Here is a 14,227-nt window from a genome sequence, read left to right on the forward strand (position 1 = left end):
TGCCTCATGTCCCCGCAAGCTATGAACAAACTCCTTCGTTCCGTCTCCCGCACCGCCCAGCGCGGCTTCACGCTGATCGAACTCATGGTGGTGCTTGTCATCATCGGCGTGCTCGCGGCGTTGATCGTCCCGAACGTGATCGAGCGCGCCGACGACGCCCGCGTCACCGCCGCCCGCACCGACATCAACAACCTGATGCAGGCGCTCAAGCTCTACCGCCTCGACAACCAGCGCTACCCGACCGCCGAGCAGGGCCTGCAGTCGCTGCTGACCCGCCCCACCGCGGGCCCGGCCGCACCCAACTGGAAGCCCTACGTCGAGAAGCTGCCCAACGACCCCTGGGGCCATCCGTACCAGTACATGAACCCGGGCATCAAGGGCGAAATCGACGTGCTCTCCTTCGGCGCCGACGGACAGAGCGGCGGCGAGGGCAAGAATGCCGACATCGGCAGCTGGCAGTAAACACATCGCCCTCGGCCGCGCTGTGCTGCCATCCCCTCGCGCGGTGCGCGGCTTCACATTGCTGGAGCTGATCGTGGTGATCGCGATCATCGCCATCGCGACCGCCAGCGTGAGCTTCGCAATGCGCGACAGCAACGCCGCCGCGCTCGATCGCGAGGCCGACCGCCTCGCCGCCCTGCTCGAATCGGCCCGCGCCCAGTCGCGCGCCAGCGGCGTCATGGTGCGCTGGCGCCTCGTTGAAGGCGGCGGCTTCGTCTTCGACGGCCTGCCGGCCGACGCACTTCCCACCGGTTGGATCCACGCGGGCATCACAGCCCAGCCCCTGCTGGGCGGCGGCACGCCGGTGGCGGCGCTGCAGCTCGGCCCCGACCCCATCATTCCGGCGCAGCAGGTCATGCTGCACAGCGAGGGCCCGCCCGCGCGCATGCTGCGCGTTGCCACCGACGGGCTGCGGCCCTTCACCGTGTTCGCCGTGCCATGAAACAACGGCTGCGGCGCGCCGGCTCCAGCCGCGGCTTCACGCTGATCGAGGTGCTGATCGCGCTCGGCATCGTCGCGCTCGCGCTCGCGGCCGGCTCGCAGGCCACGATGTCGCTCACGCGCAATGCGCAGCGTCAGTCCGACCTCGTGCTGGCCGGCCTGTGCGCCGAAAACGAACTCGCCAAGGCGCGCCTGTCGCGGCAGATGCCGGCCATCGGCGACTCGGGTTCGATCTGCCTGCAGGCCGGCCTCACCTTCCTCGTGACGACCACGACCGTGCCCACGCTCAACCCGAACTTCCGGCGCGTCGACGTGCAGGTGCGCGACGAAGGCAGCGCACCGCTGCTGCGCGTCTCGACCGTGGTGGGGCGCGTCTGATGGCGCACATCCGCAAGCCTTCGCGCGCACGCGGCTTCACGCTGATCGAGCTGCTGGTCGCCATCGCCGTGATGGCGCTGCTCGCGCTCGTGAGCTGGCGCGGCCTGGACAGCATGTCGCGCGCCACCACGCAGAACCAGTTGCGCGCCGACGCGGTGCTCACGCTGCAGGCCACGCTCGCGCAATGGAGCGCCGACCTCGATGCCGTCACCCTGCTCGCGCAGACACGCCCGATCGACTGGGACGGCCGCGTGCTGCGCATGACGCGCCGCGGCAGCGACACCAGCACGCCGACCGTGCAGGTCGTCGCCTGGGCGCTGCGCCCCGGCGCCGACGGCACGCGCTGGCGGCGCTGGCAGTCGGCGCCCTTCGCCACGCGCGGCGAATGGGTGCAGGCCTGGAACCTCGCGGCCGCCTGGGCACAGGATGGCGCCGCGCCCACCGGCGGCGCCACCGACGTGGCATTGATGCCCGTCAACAGCTGGCAGCTCGCGTACTTCCGCAACAACGCCTGGGTGCCGGCCGAGCCGCTGCCCGTCGCGGCAGCGAACCCGTCCAACCCGGCCGGCGCACTCGTCGCCATGCCCGACGGCGTGCGGCTCGTGCTGTCCCTGCCGCCCGGCGACGGGCTATCGGGCACGCTCACGCGCGACTGGGTCCGGCCGACACTCGGGGGGCCGCGCTCATGACCGCGCCGCGACCAAGTCGCACGGCAAGCACACGCCGCCAGTCCGGCGCCGCGCTGCTCGCCGCCATGCTGACCGTGATGCTGGTCGCCACCTTTTCCGCCGCGGCGCTCTGGCAGCAGTGGCGCTCCGCCGAGGTCGAAGGCGCCGAGCGCGCGCGCGTGCAGGCGGCTTGGGTGCTGATCGGCGCGCTCGACTGGTCGCGCCTGATCCTCGGCGAAGACGGCCGCGCCGGCGGCCCCGACCATCTCGGCGAGCCATGGGCCGTGCCCCTCGAAGAAGCCCGCCTCACCAGCTTTCTCTCGGCCGAAAAGAACGTGGCCAGCGACAACCTCGAAGGCCTGCCCGACGCGTTCCTGTCGGGCCGCATCGTCGACGCGCAGTCCAAGCTCAACGTGCTGTCGCTGGTGGATGCCGGCAAGCCGGTGCCCGCGAGCGTGGCCACCTTCACGCGGCTCTTCAACCTGCTCGGCCTGCCGGCCGGCGAGCTCGGCCAGATGACCACGCGGCTCGCGAGCGCGCTGCACACCGGCAGCACCGACGCTGCCTCGGCCGGTAGCGGCGGTGGCAGCAGCGATGCCAGCGCCGACACCGGCGGCGCCCCGCTGATGCCGCAGGAAGTCGCGCAACTCGTGTGGCTCGGTCTCTCGCCCGCCACCGCCGCCGCGCTCGAGCCCTACGTGACGATCCTGCCCGAGCGCACCACGCTCAACCTCAACACGGCCAGCGCCGAGGCCATCAGCGCGAGCGTCGAATCGCTGGGCATTGCCAGCGCGCGCCAGCTGGTGGAGCGGCGCACCCGATCCTTCTTCAAGAACATCGAAGAGGCCAACGCCGGCCTGCCCAGCGGCGGCTCGCGCTTCAACGCGGCCCAGCACGGCGTGGGCACCCAGTATTTCGAGGTGTACGGCCGGCTGCGGCTGGACCGCACCTGGGTCGAAGAACATTCGCTGCTCTTTCGCAAGGGCCTGGCCGTGACCACCGTCTGGCGCACCCGTGGCGCGGGCGCCACCACGCCTCCGGCAAAACCCTGAGTCCCGTTAACTTTTGTCCACTCAAAACACCGTCAAACGCACGTAGTCTCTGCAAGGTATGCTATTCAAACAATAGCAACAACTTGTAAGCCACCCCCTACAATCTCCGGCTTTTCCGACACCCCCTACATGACCCCGCTGCTGCTCATTGCTCCCCTCCCTCCGGCCGATGCCGCGGGTGAGTACGACTGGGCCCAGGCCGGTGAGGACGGCATCGCCCTGCGCGACCAGGGCCGTGCGCTGCTGGCACTGCTGCCGTCGGGCCCCGAGGTCACGCTCGGCATTCCGTCTGCGGCGCTCTCGTGGCACCGCGTCACCTTGCCCAAGGGCAGCATGGGCAGCACCTCGAAGCTGCGCGCCGTGCTCGACGGCCTGCTCGAAGAGCATCTGCTCGACGAACCGGAAACCCTGCACTTCGCGCTCGCCCCCGACGCCAAGGCCGGCGAGCCCGTGTGGGTCGCGGCCTGCAACCGCATCTGGCTGCGCAGCGTCGTGCAAGGGCTCGAAGCGGCCGGCCGGCGCGTCGTGCGCATCGTTCCCGAATTCACGCCGCAGCCGGCCGATGCGCCGCCGCTGCTGCAGATCACGGGTGAGGCCGAAGCGCCGCAGCTCACCGTTTGCGACGGCGACGGCGTGGTCTCGCTGCCGCTGGCCGGTGCGGGCCTGGCCCTGTCGAACAGCCTGCCGCTCGACACCGCCGTCATCAGCACCGAACCCGCCGTGGCCGAAGCGGCGGAGCACCTGCTGGAGCGCCGTGTGCCGATCGTGCAAGCGCCGCAGCGCTGGCTGCACGCCACGCGCACGCCCTGGGAGCTCGCGCAGTTCGACCTCGCCGTGACGGGCCGCGCGCGCGCCGGCAAGAAGTTCGCCTCGGTGCTGCAGACGCTGCGCTTCGCGCCCGAATGGCGCGCCGCGCGCTGGGGCATCGTGGTGCTGCTGCTGACGCAGCTCATCGGCCTGAACGCCTGGGCCTGGAAGGAGCGCAACGCGCTCGAGTCCAAGCGCCAGGCCACACGCGCCATCCTGATCCAGACCTTCCCCTCGGTGAAGATCGTGGTCGACGCGCCGCTGCAGATGGGCCGCGAGGTCGCCGCGCTGCAACAGGCCGTGGGCGACGTGGCACCGAGCGATTTCGAACCCATGGTCGGCGCGATCGCCGCCGCCCTGCCGTCCGGCCGCTCCCCGAGCGCGATCGATTTCAGCGCCGGCCAGCTGCGCCTGCGTGGCCTCGGGCTGCAGCCGCAGGAGGTCACGCAGATCACCAGCGTGCTGTCGCCGCGCGGCTACCAGGTGCGCACCGAAGGCGATCTGCTGCTGGTGCAGGCCGAGGCCAACCGATGAACTTCAGCGAACAACTCAAGGCCCGCTGGGCCGTCCTCGGGATGCGCGAGCGCCGCCTCGTCATCGGCGCCGTCGCGCTGGTGGCACTGGCCTTGCTCTGGTGGATTGCGCTCGCCCCCGCGCTGCGCACGCTGGCCGCGGCACCGGCCGAACACGCACGGCTCGACGCCCAGCTCCAGCAGATGGCCACCTTGCAGAACCGCGCAAAGGCGCTGCAGTCGCAACCGCGCCTGGCGCGTGACGACGCACTGCGCGCACTCGAAAGCTCGGTGCGCGACGGCCTCGGCGTCACGAACGCCCAGCTCATGACGGCCGGTGGCGACGGCGGCGCCACCGTCACGCTGCGCGGCGCGCCCGCCCAGAACCTGGCGCAATGGCTCGCACAGGCGCGCGGCAATGCCCACGCCGTGCCGCGCGAAGTGCACCTGACGCGCGCGCCCGTCGCACCGCCGCCGCCGGGCGCCAAGCCTGCGCCCGCCACGCCCGACCAACCACCGCAACCCCGCTGGGACGGCACGCTCGTGATGGCGCTGCCCGCCCCGCGCTGAAGCACCCCCACGCAACGCACGGCATGGCGAGACGCTCTCCGGCCCCCGACCTCCAGCCGCGCCGCGGCAGCTGGCGCTGGGCTGTGCTCGGCGCCGTCACCGGCGTGCTGGTCGCGGTCGTGCTGTTCGCACCGGCACGCTGGCTGGCATCGGCGCTGTCGGGCTGGACGCAAGGCCGTCTGCTGCTGGTCAACCCGCGCGGCACGGTCTGGAGCGGCACCGCCGCCGTCGTGTTCGCCAGCGGCGCCGGCGGCGCGCAGGCCGTTTCGTTGCCGGGCCTGTTGAACTGGCGAATGTGGCCGAACTGGCGCGGCCTCTCGGCACGCCTTGACCTTTCCTGCTGCGCGGCGCAGCCGCTGGGCCTGCAAGCCAGCCCGCGCGCCGACGGCCTGCAGCTCACCTGGCAGGACGCCCGCTCGCGCTGGCCCGCCACGCTGCTCACCGGCCTGGGCGCGCCCTGGAACACGCTCAAGCTCGAAGGCGCGCTCGACCTCACCACGCGCGCCTTCGCCATGCAGTGGGACGGCCCTGCCTTGCGCATCGAAGGCCAGGCCACGCTCGACGCCACCGACGTTTCATCCGCCCTGTCGACCTTGCGGCCGATGGGCAGCTACCGCCTGTCGCTCGAAGGCGGCACGCGGCCCACGCTGCTGCTGAGCACGCGCGAAGGCAGCCTTGAACTGAACGGCAGCGGCAGCTGGAGCGGCACCGCGTTGCGCTTCACCGGCGAAGCCAGCGCGGCACCGGGCCGCGAAGACGCACTTTCCAATTTGTTGAACATCATCGGGCGGCGCGACGGTGCGCGCTCGATCATCACCCTGGGTTGATCCGACCATGAAGAAGCCTCTGTCCTCGTCCGGCGCCCGCCCCGGCCTCATTGCGCTCGCGGTACGCCTGCTGATCGCGGCGTCGTTCGTGCCGGTCTTGCCGGCCGCCTATGCACAGACCGGCGACGCCCCGCGGCGCGGCGAACCGATCACGCTGAACTTTGCCGCCGCCGACATCGAGGCCGTGGCCCGCACCATGGCCGTGGTCACCGGGCGCGACGTGGTGGTCGATCCGCGCGTCAAGGGCACCATGAACCTCGTCACCGACCGCCCGCTGGCGCCGGCCGCCGCGTTCAACCAGTTTGCCGCTGCGCTGCGCCTGCAGGGCTTCGCGGTGGTCGAGGCCGACGGCCTCTACAAGGTGGTGCCCGAGGCCGACGCCAAGCTGCAGACCAGCACCGTCAACACCTCCATCAGCGGCGCCAGCTCGGCTGCGGGCAACCAGATCGTCACGCAGATCTTTCGCCTGAACTACGAGTCGGCCAACAGCCTGCTGCCGGTGCTGCGCCCGCTGATCCCGCCGAACAACACCATCAACGTGAACCCGGGCAACAACTCGCTCGTGATCACCGACTACGCCGACAACATGCGCCGGCTGGCGCGCATCATCGCGTCGCTCGACGTGCCCAACGCGTCCGACATCGAGGTGATCCAGCTCAAGCATTCGGTGGCCACCGACATGGTGCCGCTGGTCACGCGGCTGGTCGACGGCGGTGGCGCGAGCACGCCGGGTGCCGCCGCGCCGGGCGGGGCCGATGCGTCGTTCCGCACCACGCTGATGGCCGACCCGCGCAGCAACTCGCTGATTCTTCGCGCCGCCAACCCCGCGCGCGCGCAGCTCGTGCGCACGCTGGTCGAGAAGCTCGACCGCGCGCCAGCCGAAACCAGCAACGGCGCGGCCGGCAACATCTACGTGGTCTACCTCAAGAACGCCGATGCGGTGCGCCTCGCGGCCACGCTGCGCGCCGCCATGGCCGCGAGCCAGCAGCAGTCGCAGGTGCCCGGTGCGCCCGGCGCCGCGGGCAGCGCAGGTTCGTCGGTGCCGCCGGCCGGCATGCCGCAGCAGATGCAGGCCGGCTTCGGCGGCAACAACCAGGGCGGCGGTTCGGCCGCGGCCAACGCGCCGCTGAACAACGCCAACCAGCCGTCCACCGGCGGCCAGATCCAGGCCGACCCGAGCACCAACTCGCTGATCATCACCGCGCCCGAGCCGCAGTACCGCCAGATGCGCGCCGTGATCGACAGGCTCGACGGCCGCCGCGCGCAGGTGATGATCGAAGCGCTCATCGTCGAGGTCAGCGCCAAGAAGGCCGCCAACTTCGGCGTGCAGTGGCAGAGCGCGCTGGGCAACAACGCCGTCATCGGCACCAACTCCAGCCTGGCCAGCGCCAACATCCTGGCGCTGACGCAGGCACTGGCCACGCGCGACGTGGCCGGCATCCGGCCCTCCACCGGCCTGAACCTGGGCATCGCCGGCAAGATCGGCGGCCAGTACATCCTGGGCGCCATCGCCAACTTCTTCAACAGCGACGGCGACGCCAACGTGCTCTCCACGCCCAACCTGCTGACCCTGGACAACGAAGAAGCCAAGATCGTCATCGGCCAGAACGTGCCCTTCGTGACCGGCCAGTACGCCAGCACCTCGGGCTCGGTCGGCATCAACCCGTTCACCACGGTGGAACGCAAGGACGTGGGCCTCACCCTGCGCGTGCGCCCGACCATCAACGAGAACGGCACCGTGAAGATGACCATCTTCCAGGAGACCTCCACGGTCGACCAGAACACCGTGAAAGACCCGAACGGCCCGACCACCAACAAGCGCTCCATCGAGTCGAGCGTGCTGGTCGAAGACGGCGGCCTCGTCATGCTCGGCGGCCTGCTGTCGGACAACTACGGCAACACCATCGAGAAGGTGCCGCTGGCCGGCGACATCCCCGTGTTCGGCAACCTGTTCAAGAACGAGGTGCGCACGCGCGACAAGAGCAACCTCATGATGTTCCTGCGCCCCGCCGTGATGCGCGACGGTGCCTCCACCGAAGCCTTCGCCTACGACCGCTACGACGAGATCCGCGGCATGCAGCAGCGCACGCAGCCCAACACCGACAACATCATGCTGCGCGGTGTCGACTCGGCGCCCGTGCTGCCCGAGGCGCCGCTGGTGCGCATCAACCGCCTGAACAGCAACGACGGCAGCAAGACCCGCATGGAAGGCACGCAGCTCATCCCGCCACCGCGCCCCGCGAGCGACAACCGCCGGCTCGCGCCCAGCCCGCTGCGCGGCGCGCTGCCGCCCACCTCCGATCCGACCAGCTCGCGCGAGTCGCCCTGAACCCCGTCCCGCACACGCCAGCCCCCCATGCGCTATCCCCTGCCCTACGCGTTCGCCCGCAGCCAGCAACTGCTGCTCGAAGCCACGGACGACGGCCGCCACACGCTGTGGATGTCTGCCCACCCGGCGCGCAGCGCGGTCGGTGAAGTGACCCGCAAGTACGGCGTGCAGGCCTTCGAGGTGCTCGACGCCGGCCCGCTCGCCCAACGCATCAGCGCCGCCTACGCCCAGGGCGAATCGAGCGCCGCCGCGGTGGTCAGCGAAGTGCAGAACGACGCCGACCTCTCGCGCATGATGCAAGAGCTGCCGGCCGTCGAAGATCTGCTGGCCAGCGCCGGCGATGCGCCCATCATCCGCATGCTGAACGCACTGCTCACGCAGGCCGCGCGCGACGGCGCCAGCGACATCCACATCGAGCCCTACGAGCGCACCTCGTCCGTGCGCTTTCGCATCGACGGCACGCTGCGCGAAGTGGTGCAGCCCAACCGCGCACTGCATGCCGCGCTGATCTCGCGCCTGAAGATCATGGCCGACCTCGACATCTCCGAGAAGCGGCTGCCGCAGGACGGACGCATCAGCCTGCGCATCGGCACGCGCGCGGTCGACGTGCGGGTGTCGACGCTGCCCAGCGCGCACGGCGAACGCGCCGTGCTGCGTCTGCTGGACAAGAGCGAATCGAAGCTCACGCTCGAATCGGTGGGCATGCAGGGCGACTCGCTGGCACGCTTCGAAAAGCTCATTGCGCAGCCGCACGGCATCATCCTCGTGACCGGCCCCACCGGCTCGGGCAAGACCACCACGCTGTATGCCGCGCTGGCCCGGCTCGATGCGAGCCGCAGCAACATCATGACGGTCGAAGACCCGATCGAGTACGAGCTGCCGGGCGTGGGCCAGACGCAGATCAACGCGAAGATCGAACTCACCTTCGCCAAGGCCTTGCGCGCCATCCTGCGGCAAGACCCCGACGTGATCATGATCGGCGAAATCCGCGACTTCGAAACCGCGCAGATCGCCATCCAGGCTTCGCTCACCGGCCACCTCGTGCTGGCCACGCTGCACACCAACGACTCGGTGAGCGCCGTCACGCGCCTGACCGACATGGGCGTGGAGCCCTTCCTCTTGAGTTCGTCGCTGCTCGGCGTGCTGGCCCAGCGCCTCGTGCGCAAGGTCTGCACTGCGTGCGGCGGCCCCGGCTGCGAGGTCTGCGGCCAGACCGGCTACCAGGGCCGCACCGGCATCTTCGAGCTGCTCGTGGCCGACGACGAAGTGCAGGCACTCATCCACGGCAAGGCCGCAGAAAGCGCGCTGTTCGAAGCCGGCGCACGCGGGGGTCTGCGTTCGATGCGCGAAGACGGCGAACGGCTGGTGCAGGCCGGCATCACGTCGCGCGCCGAACTCGTGCGCGTCACCCGCGAGTAGCGACCCGCAATGCCCGCCTATTCCTTCGAAGCCATCGATGCCAGCGGCCACTCGCGCGAAGGCGTGCTCGAGGCCGACACCGCACGCGCCGCACGCGGCCTGCTGCGGGCGCAGGCGCTCATTCCGCTGTCGGTCAAGCCGGTCGGCAGTGGCGATGCGGCCGGTGGTGGCGGCGCCGGGAGCCACGCGCTCACGCGCTGGCTCGGCGGCGGCAAGCGGGTCTTCAACTCAACCAACCTCGCCGTGTGGACACGCCAGCTCGCCGGTCTCATCTCGGCCGGCCTGCCGCTGGAACGTGCGCTCACGGCCCTCACCGACGAGGCCGAATCGGAACCCCAACGCAACCTCGTCGCCTCGCTGCGCGCCGAGGTCAACGCGGGCTCGCCCTTCGCGCGCGCGCTGTCGGCGCACCCGCGCGAGTTCTCGCCCATCTACACCGCCGTGATCGGCGCCGGCGAGCAAAGCGGCAACCTCGGGCTCGTGCTCGAACGCCTCGCCGACGACCTCGAAGAGCGCCAGGTGCTGCAGCAGAAGCTGATCGGCGCCGCGCTGTACCCCGCCATCGTCACGCTGGTGGCGATCGTCATCGTGATCTTCCTCGTGAGCTACGTGGTGCCGCAGGTGGCCCAGGTGTTCGCGGGCACCAAGCGCTCGCTGCCCTTCCTCACGACCGTGATGCTGTCGCTGAGCGCGGCCGTGCGCAACTACGGCTGGTGGATGCTGGGCGTTGTCGTGATCGCGGCCGTCGGCGTGCGCGTCGCTCTGGCGCAGGAAGCCTTCCGCCTCAAGTTCGATGCCGCCTGGCTCAAGCTGCCGCTGGTCGGCAAGCTCGCGCGCGGCTACAACGCGGCGCGCTTCGCAAGCACGCTCGCCATGCTGGCCACGGCCGGCGTGCCCATCCTGCGCGCGCTGCAGGCGGCCTCCGAAACGCTGGGCAACCGCGCCATGCGCGCCGACGCGCTCGACGCGCTGGTGCTGGTGCGCGAAGGCGCGCCGCTGGCCTCGGCATTGGCGCAGAAAAAGCGCTTCCCGGGGCTGGTGTCGATGTTCGCGCGCCTGGGCGAACAGACCGGCACGCTGCCCGTGATGCTGCAACGCGCCGCCAACCAGCTCGGCGCCGAAGTGCAGCGCCGCGCCATGCACCTGGCCACCATCCTCGAGCCGCTGCTCATCGTCGCCATGGGCGGCGTGGTCATGCTCATCGTGCTGGCCGTCATGCTGCCTATCATCCAGCTCAATCAGTTCGTCAAGTGACGACGGACGGGGAGCCCCTCACATGCCCGTAACGCTCGAAGACAAACTCGTGGTCGCGATCTCCTCGCGTGCCCTCTTCAACCTCGAAGAAGAAAACAAGATCTTCGAGGCCGGCGACAACGAGGGCTACATGAAGCTGCAGCTCGACCGCATCGACGAACCGGCTGCCCCCGGCATCGCGTCGTCGCTGATCCGCAAGCTGCTGCGCTTCAACGACGACGGCGTGCAGCGCGTCGAGGTGGTCATCCTCTCGCGCAACGACCCCGTGTCGGGCATGCGCATCTTCAAGTCGAGCGCCGCGGCCGACATCAAGCTGCAGCGCGGCGTGTTCACCCAAGGCCGCCCGCCCTTCGGCTACCTGCGCCCGCTGCGCGCGCACCTGTTCCTGTCGGTAAACGCACAAGACGTGCGCGAAGCGCTCGCCGCGGGCTTTCCGGCCGCGCGCGTGCTGGTCGAATCGGTGAAGGCCAGCGACGCGTGGCCGAACGAAGTGCGCATCGCCTTCGACGGCGACGCCGTGCTCTTCAGCGACGAGGCCGAGCGCGTGTTCCAGGCCGAGGGCCTCGACGCCTTCCAGGCGCACGAACTCAGCAAGGCCGACCTGCCCCTGCCCGAAGGCCCGTTCAAGCCGCTGCTGATGGCCCTGCACCGCCTGCAGATGGCGGGCAATGCGCAGATGCGCATCCGCACCGCGCTGGTCACGGCGCGCAGCGCGCCGGCGCACGAGCGCGCGATCCGCACGCTCATGAAGTGGAACATCCGCGTCGACGAAGCGATGTTCCTCGGCGGCCTGCCCAAGGGTGAGTTCCTGCGCGAGTTCGAGCCCGACTTCTTCTTCGACGACCAGACCGGTCACGTCGACGCGGCGTCGCGGCATGTGCCTGCGGGGCATGTGTCTAGCGGCATCAGCAACGAGTCCTGACGCCGCTCAGGGCGCGATCCCGCCGACGGGGCACCTTGCTCCGCGAATGTCCTCCGGCCTTCGGCCTCCCCCTTGATTTAACTGCGCAAGGCACCCCATCGACGTGATCGTTGGGCAGTGCGGTCGTTGATCGACCGCACACCAGCGCTGCTCCCCGTGCCCAGGGCACTGGGTGCTTCCCGCAGCGAAATTAAGGAGGAGGCCGCAGGCCGGGGGACATTCGCGGAGGGAAGTACCCGGTGGCCTGGGCACGCGCCCCAGTCCCTCTCTTGCAGCTGTTGAAGCAGCCGCAGACCAGCGCGTTGTCACACGCGTTTCGTCCCACTGTCATCGCTCGTTCACTGCCGAGTAACGGGTTCTCCCTAGTCTTGTCGCCTGTCCGGTGCGCAGTGCCTTCGTGGCACTTTTTTTTCGCGCCGGGCTTTCACCTCCTTCGACAGACAACAAGAACCGAACGGCTTTTCCGATGCGTCCGACTCCTTCCACGCACGCCGCGCCCCTCACGCGCTGGCTGTTGCCCCTTGCGATTTCCGCCGCACTCGCGGCCTGCGGCGGTGGAGGCGGCGGTGGCGTTGCCTTTCCGCCGATCAGCGGCGGCACACCGACGCCACCACCGGCCAACACGCCCAACGAAGGCAAGAGCGGACCGAAGGCGCTGATCGTTGAGATCGACGGGCTCACGCATGCAGCATTGCGCGAAGCCATCGCACAGAAGAAGGTGCCCGCCGCGCTGCAATCGTTGCAGCTCGCTCCCGCATGGACCGGCGGCACCGATGGCGCACTCAGCGAACAGCCCGTCACCGACGGCCCCGGCTGGGCCACGCTGCTGACCGGCACCTGGGTGCCGCGCCACGCGGTGCGTGCCGACACCGTCGACCAACGCATCGACGCCAAGCTCGCGCCCTCGGTCTTCGCCTTCGCGAAGCAGAAGAAAGAGGCGGGCTACCTGACCGCATCGGTCACCGCCAACACGCTGTATCCGAACCTGCTGCTCGCGGAAACCGGCACGCTCGACACCGCCGTCGATTGCGCCGGTGCCGACGCCTGCGTGACCGCCAACACCACGCGGCTCATCGGCGCGGGCTACGACCTGCTGGTCGCGCAGTACAGCGCGCCTGCTGCCGCAGCCGCCAACGGCCTGCGCAGCGACACCTACCAGCGCGCCGTCTCCGACACCGCTGCCGCTGTCGGCCAGCTGCTCGCGCGCATCGCGCAACGCACGGCCAACGACGCGAAGGAAGACTGGCTCGTGATCCTCACGACCGGCCACGGCCTCGATGCCTTCGGCGGTGTCACGTCTCTGAAAGACATCGACAACAAGACCGTCTTCATCGCCAGCAACAAGACCTTGCCCGCGCTGCCCGCCGTCGGCGCCGCCTCGCCGACCGACGACAACGCGCTGCGCCAATCGGCCGCCGCAACCGACATCGCGCCCACGGTGCTGCGCCACCTCGGCGCGCTGCCCGCGACCACGGCCTACAACTTCAACGGCCAGGCCCTGCAAGCCACCACCGCCGTGCAGCTACTCGCGGCGCGCACCAGCGCCGACCGCAGCAGCATCGAGCTCTCGTGGACGCTCGCGGGCGACCTCGGCGGCCCCGTGCAGGTGCTGCGCGACGGCAAGCCGATCGCCACGCTGCCGGCTGGCGCCACGCGCTACACCGACCCCGTCAAGGCCGCGGCCGATGGCCTCTACGCGTTCCAGTACACGGTCGCCGCCGGTGGCGCCAGCGTCTCGATCTCCGCGCAGATCGCCTACGTGAAGGTGGGCTTGGTCAATCTGTTCCCGCTCGACGCCCTGCCCGCGCTGGACCTCAACGCCGCCGCGACGCTCGTGCCCATGGCTGCGGATGCGGACAGTGGTTCGCTCGTGGCCGACGACAACTTCCAGCCGCCCTACCGCGTGCAGGCGCTGCGCGTGGACAGCCGCATCAAGAACGCGAGCGGCATGGCCGGCTACAAGCTGCTGCAGACGCGCGACGTGACCACGTCTGCAGCCGTCGCCGCCTTCACCTTCGGCTTCTGGCTGCGCACCGACGCCACCTGCAGCCAGGGCGTGAGCAACGGCGCCTCGGTCATCGCCAACAAGAACTACGACACGGGCGACAACGCAGGCCTGGCGCTCGGCCTGTTCAGCAACTGCGAGCTGCGCTTCAACACCGGCACCGGCAGCGGCCGCGGCGAGATCAAGGGCAAGCACTTCCTGAGCGCAGGCCGCTGGGTCTACGTGGCGATGGTTGTCGACAAGGCCGGCAAGAACATGAGCGGCTATGTGTTCGACCCGGTGAAGGGCACGCAGACCGGCAGCGTCGCGCTCTCGACCGCACTGGTCGCCGCGCTCGGCGGCCTCGGCAAGGGCATCGCCCTGAACGAAGACGCCACCGGCCTGTACTACCAGCGCTGGTCGGCCTCGCCGCGCGGCGCGATGGACTTCAACGACTTCGCGATCTGGAACCGCGCGCTCACCGCCGAAGAACTCACGGCCATCTACACCTCGGGCCAGCCGCTGTCGGCGCTCGCTCCCTGATCACCCCCGATCTCCACGAC

At 70.1% G+C, this 14,227-nt stretch carries 13 protein-coding genes; all 13 read left to right on the forward strand.

Annotated features, from left to right (window positions below; all coding sequences use genetic code 11):
* Positions 1-21 precede the first annotated feature (21 nt).
* On the forward strand, positions 22-462 hold the full coding sequence (gene gspG, locus CY658_RS15735; protein WP_056573020.1) for a type II secretion system major pseudopilin GspG: 441 nt from the start codon (positions 22-24) through the stop codon (positions 460-462).
* The gene (locus tag CY658_RS15740; protein ID WP_101491067.1) at positions 437-943 is read left to right on the forward strand and encodes a prepilin-type N-terminal cleavage/methylation domain-containing protein; all 507 of its coding nucleotides are present in this window, start codon (positions 437-439) and stop codon (positions 941-943) included. The genes gspG and CY658_RS15740 overlap by 26 nt, the downstream gene beginning before the upstream one ends.
* On the forward strand, positions 940-1,320 hold the full coding sequence (gspI, locus tag CY658_RS15745; RefSeq protein WP_101491068.1) for a type II secretion system minor pseudopilin GspI: 381 nt from the start codon (positions 940-942) through the stop codon (positions 1,318-1,320). Before CY658_RS15740 ends, gspI begins: the two co-directional genes overlap by 4 nt.
* Complete coding sequence (locus tag CY658_RS15750; RefSeq protein WP_101491069.1) at positions 1,320-2,009, forward strand: PulJ/GspJ family protein; 690 nt, start codon at positions 1,320-1,322, stop codon at positions 2,007-2,009. Before gspI ends, CY658_RS15750 begins: the two co-directional genes overlap by 1 nt.
* Positions 2,006-3,040: a type II secretion system minor pseudopilin GspK gene (gene gspK / locus CY658_RS15755; RefSeq protein ID WP_101491070.1), complete on the forward strand. Its 1,035-nt coding sequence runs from the start codon at positions 2,006-2,008 to the stop codon at positions 3,038-3,040. Before CY658_RS15750 ends, gspK begins: the two co-directional genes overlap by 4 nt.
* Positions 3,041-3,169: 129 nt before the next feature.
* Positions 3,170-4,381: a type II secretion system protein GspL gene (gspL, locus tag CY658_RS15760; RefSeq protein WP_101491071.1), complete on the forward strand. Its 1,212-nt coding sequence runs from the start codon at positions 3,170-3,172 to the stop codon at positions 4,379-4,381.
* Positions 4,378-4,929: a type II secretion system protein GspM gene (gspM, locus tag CY658_RS15765; protein ID WP_101491072.1), complete on the forward strand. Its 552-nt coding sequence runs from the start codon at positions 4,378-4,380 to the stop codon at positions 4,927-4,929. The genes gspL and gspM overlap by 4 nt, the downstream gene beginning before the upstream one ends.
* Positions 4,930-4,952: 23 nt before the next feature.
* The gene (gspN, locus tag CY658_RS15770) at positions 4,953-5,756 is read left to right on the forward strand and encodes a type II secretion system protein N (RefSeq protein ID WP_101491073.1); all 804 of its coding nucleotides are present in this window, start codon (positions 4,953-4,955) and stop codon (positions 5,754-5,756) included.
* A gap of 7 nt (positions 5,757-5,763) precedes the next feature.
* A complete protein-coding gene (gspD, locus tag CY658_RS15775; protein WP_101491074.1) occupies positions 5,764-8,085 on the forward strand; it encodes a type II secretion system secretin GspD in 2,322 nt (773 codons plus the stop codon).
* A 27-nt stretch (positions 8,086-8,112) separates the two neighbouring features.
* Positions 8,113-9,504, forward strand: coding sequence for a GspE/PulE family protein (locus tag CY658_RS15780; protein WP_099795208.1), 1,392 nt, complete (start codon positions 8,113-8,115; stop codon positions 9,502-9,504).
* A gap of 9 nt (positions 9,505-9,513) precedes the next feature.
* The gene (gene gspF / locus CY658_RS15785; RefSeq protein ID WP_101491075.1) at positions 9,514-10,758 is read left to right on the forward strand and encodes a type II secretion system inner membrane protein GspF; all 1,245 of its coding nucleotides are present in this window, start codon (positions 9,514-9,516) and stop codon (positions 10,756-10,758) included.
* Positions 10,759-10,780: 22 nt separating this feature from the next.
* Positions 10,781-11,680: a 5'-nucleotidase gene (locus tag CY658_RS15790; RefSeq protein WP_062472607.1), complete on the forward strand. Its 900-nt coding sequence runs from the start codon at positions 10,781-10,783 to the stop codon at positions 11,678-11,680.
* Between the two features lie 466 nt (positions 11,681-12,146).
* Complete coding sequence (locus tag CY658_RS15795; RefSeq protein ID WP_101491076.1) at positions 12,147-14,207, forward strand: LamG-like jellyroll fold domain-containing protein; 2,061 nt, start codon at positions 12,147-12,149, stop codon at positions 14,205-14,207.
* Positions 14,208-14,227 lie beyond the last annotated feature (20 nt).

Source organism: Variovorax sp. RO1, from assembly GCF_002849325.1.
Classification (GTDB): Bacteria; Pseudomonadota; Gammaproteobacteria; order Burkholderiales; family Burkholderiaceae_C; genus Variovorax.

Bases quoted from the DNA above. Each gene is read 5' to 3' on its own strand.
- CY658_RS15795 (WP_101491076.1), top strand. From the start codon at position 12,147: ATGCGTCCGACTCCTTCCACGCACGCCGCGCCCCTCACGCGCTGGCTG.
- gspK (WP_101491070.1), top strand. From the start codon at position 2,006: ATGACCGCGCCGCGACCAAGTCGCACGGCAAGCACACGCCGCCAGTCC.
- gspG (WP_056573020.1), top strand. From the start codon at position 22: ATGAACAAACTCCTTCGTTCCGTCTCCCGCACCGCCCAGCGCGGCTTC.
- gspF (WP_101491075.1), top strand. From the start codon at position 9,514: ATGCCCGCCTATTCCTTCGAAGCCATCGATGCCAGCGGCCACTCGCGC.
- gspD (WP_101491074.1), top strand. From the start codon at position 5,764: ATGAAGAAGCCTCTGTCCTCGTCCGGCGCCCGCCCCGGCCTCATTGCG.
- CY658_RS15740 (WP_101491067.1), top strand. From the start codon at position 437: ATGCCGACATCGGCAGCTGGCAGTAAACACATCGCCCTCGGCCGCGCT.
- CY658_RS15780 (WP_099795208.1), top strand. From the start codon at position 8,113: ATGCGCTATCCCCTGCCCTACGCGTTCGCCCGCAGCCAGCAACTGCTG.
- gspI (WP_101491068.1), top strand. From the start codon at position 940: ATGAAACAACGGCTGCGGCGCGCCGGCTCCAGCCGCGGCTTCACGCTG.
- CY658_RS15750 (WP_101491069.1), top strand. From the start codon at position 1,320: ATGGCGCACATCCGCAAGCCTTCGCGCGCACGCGGCTTCACGCTGATC.
- gspL (WP_101491071.1), top strand. From the start codon at position 3,170: ATGACCCCGCTGCTGCTCATTGCTCCCCTCCCTCCGGCCGATGCCGCG.
- CY658_RS15790 (WP_062472607.1), top strand. From the start codon at position 10,781: ATGCCCGTAACGCTCGAAGACAAACTCGTGGTCGCGATCTCCTCGCGT.
- gspM (WP_101491072.1), top strand. From the start codon at position 4,378: ATGAACTTCAGCGAACAACTCAAGGCCCGCTGGGCCGTCCTCGGGATG.
- gspN (WP_101491073.1), top strand. From the start codon at position 4,953: ATGGCGAGACGCTCTCCGGCCCCCGACCTCCAGCCGCGCCGCGGCAGC.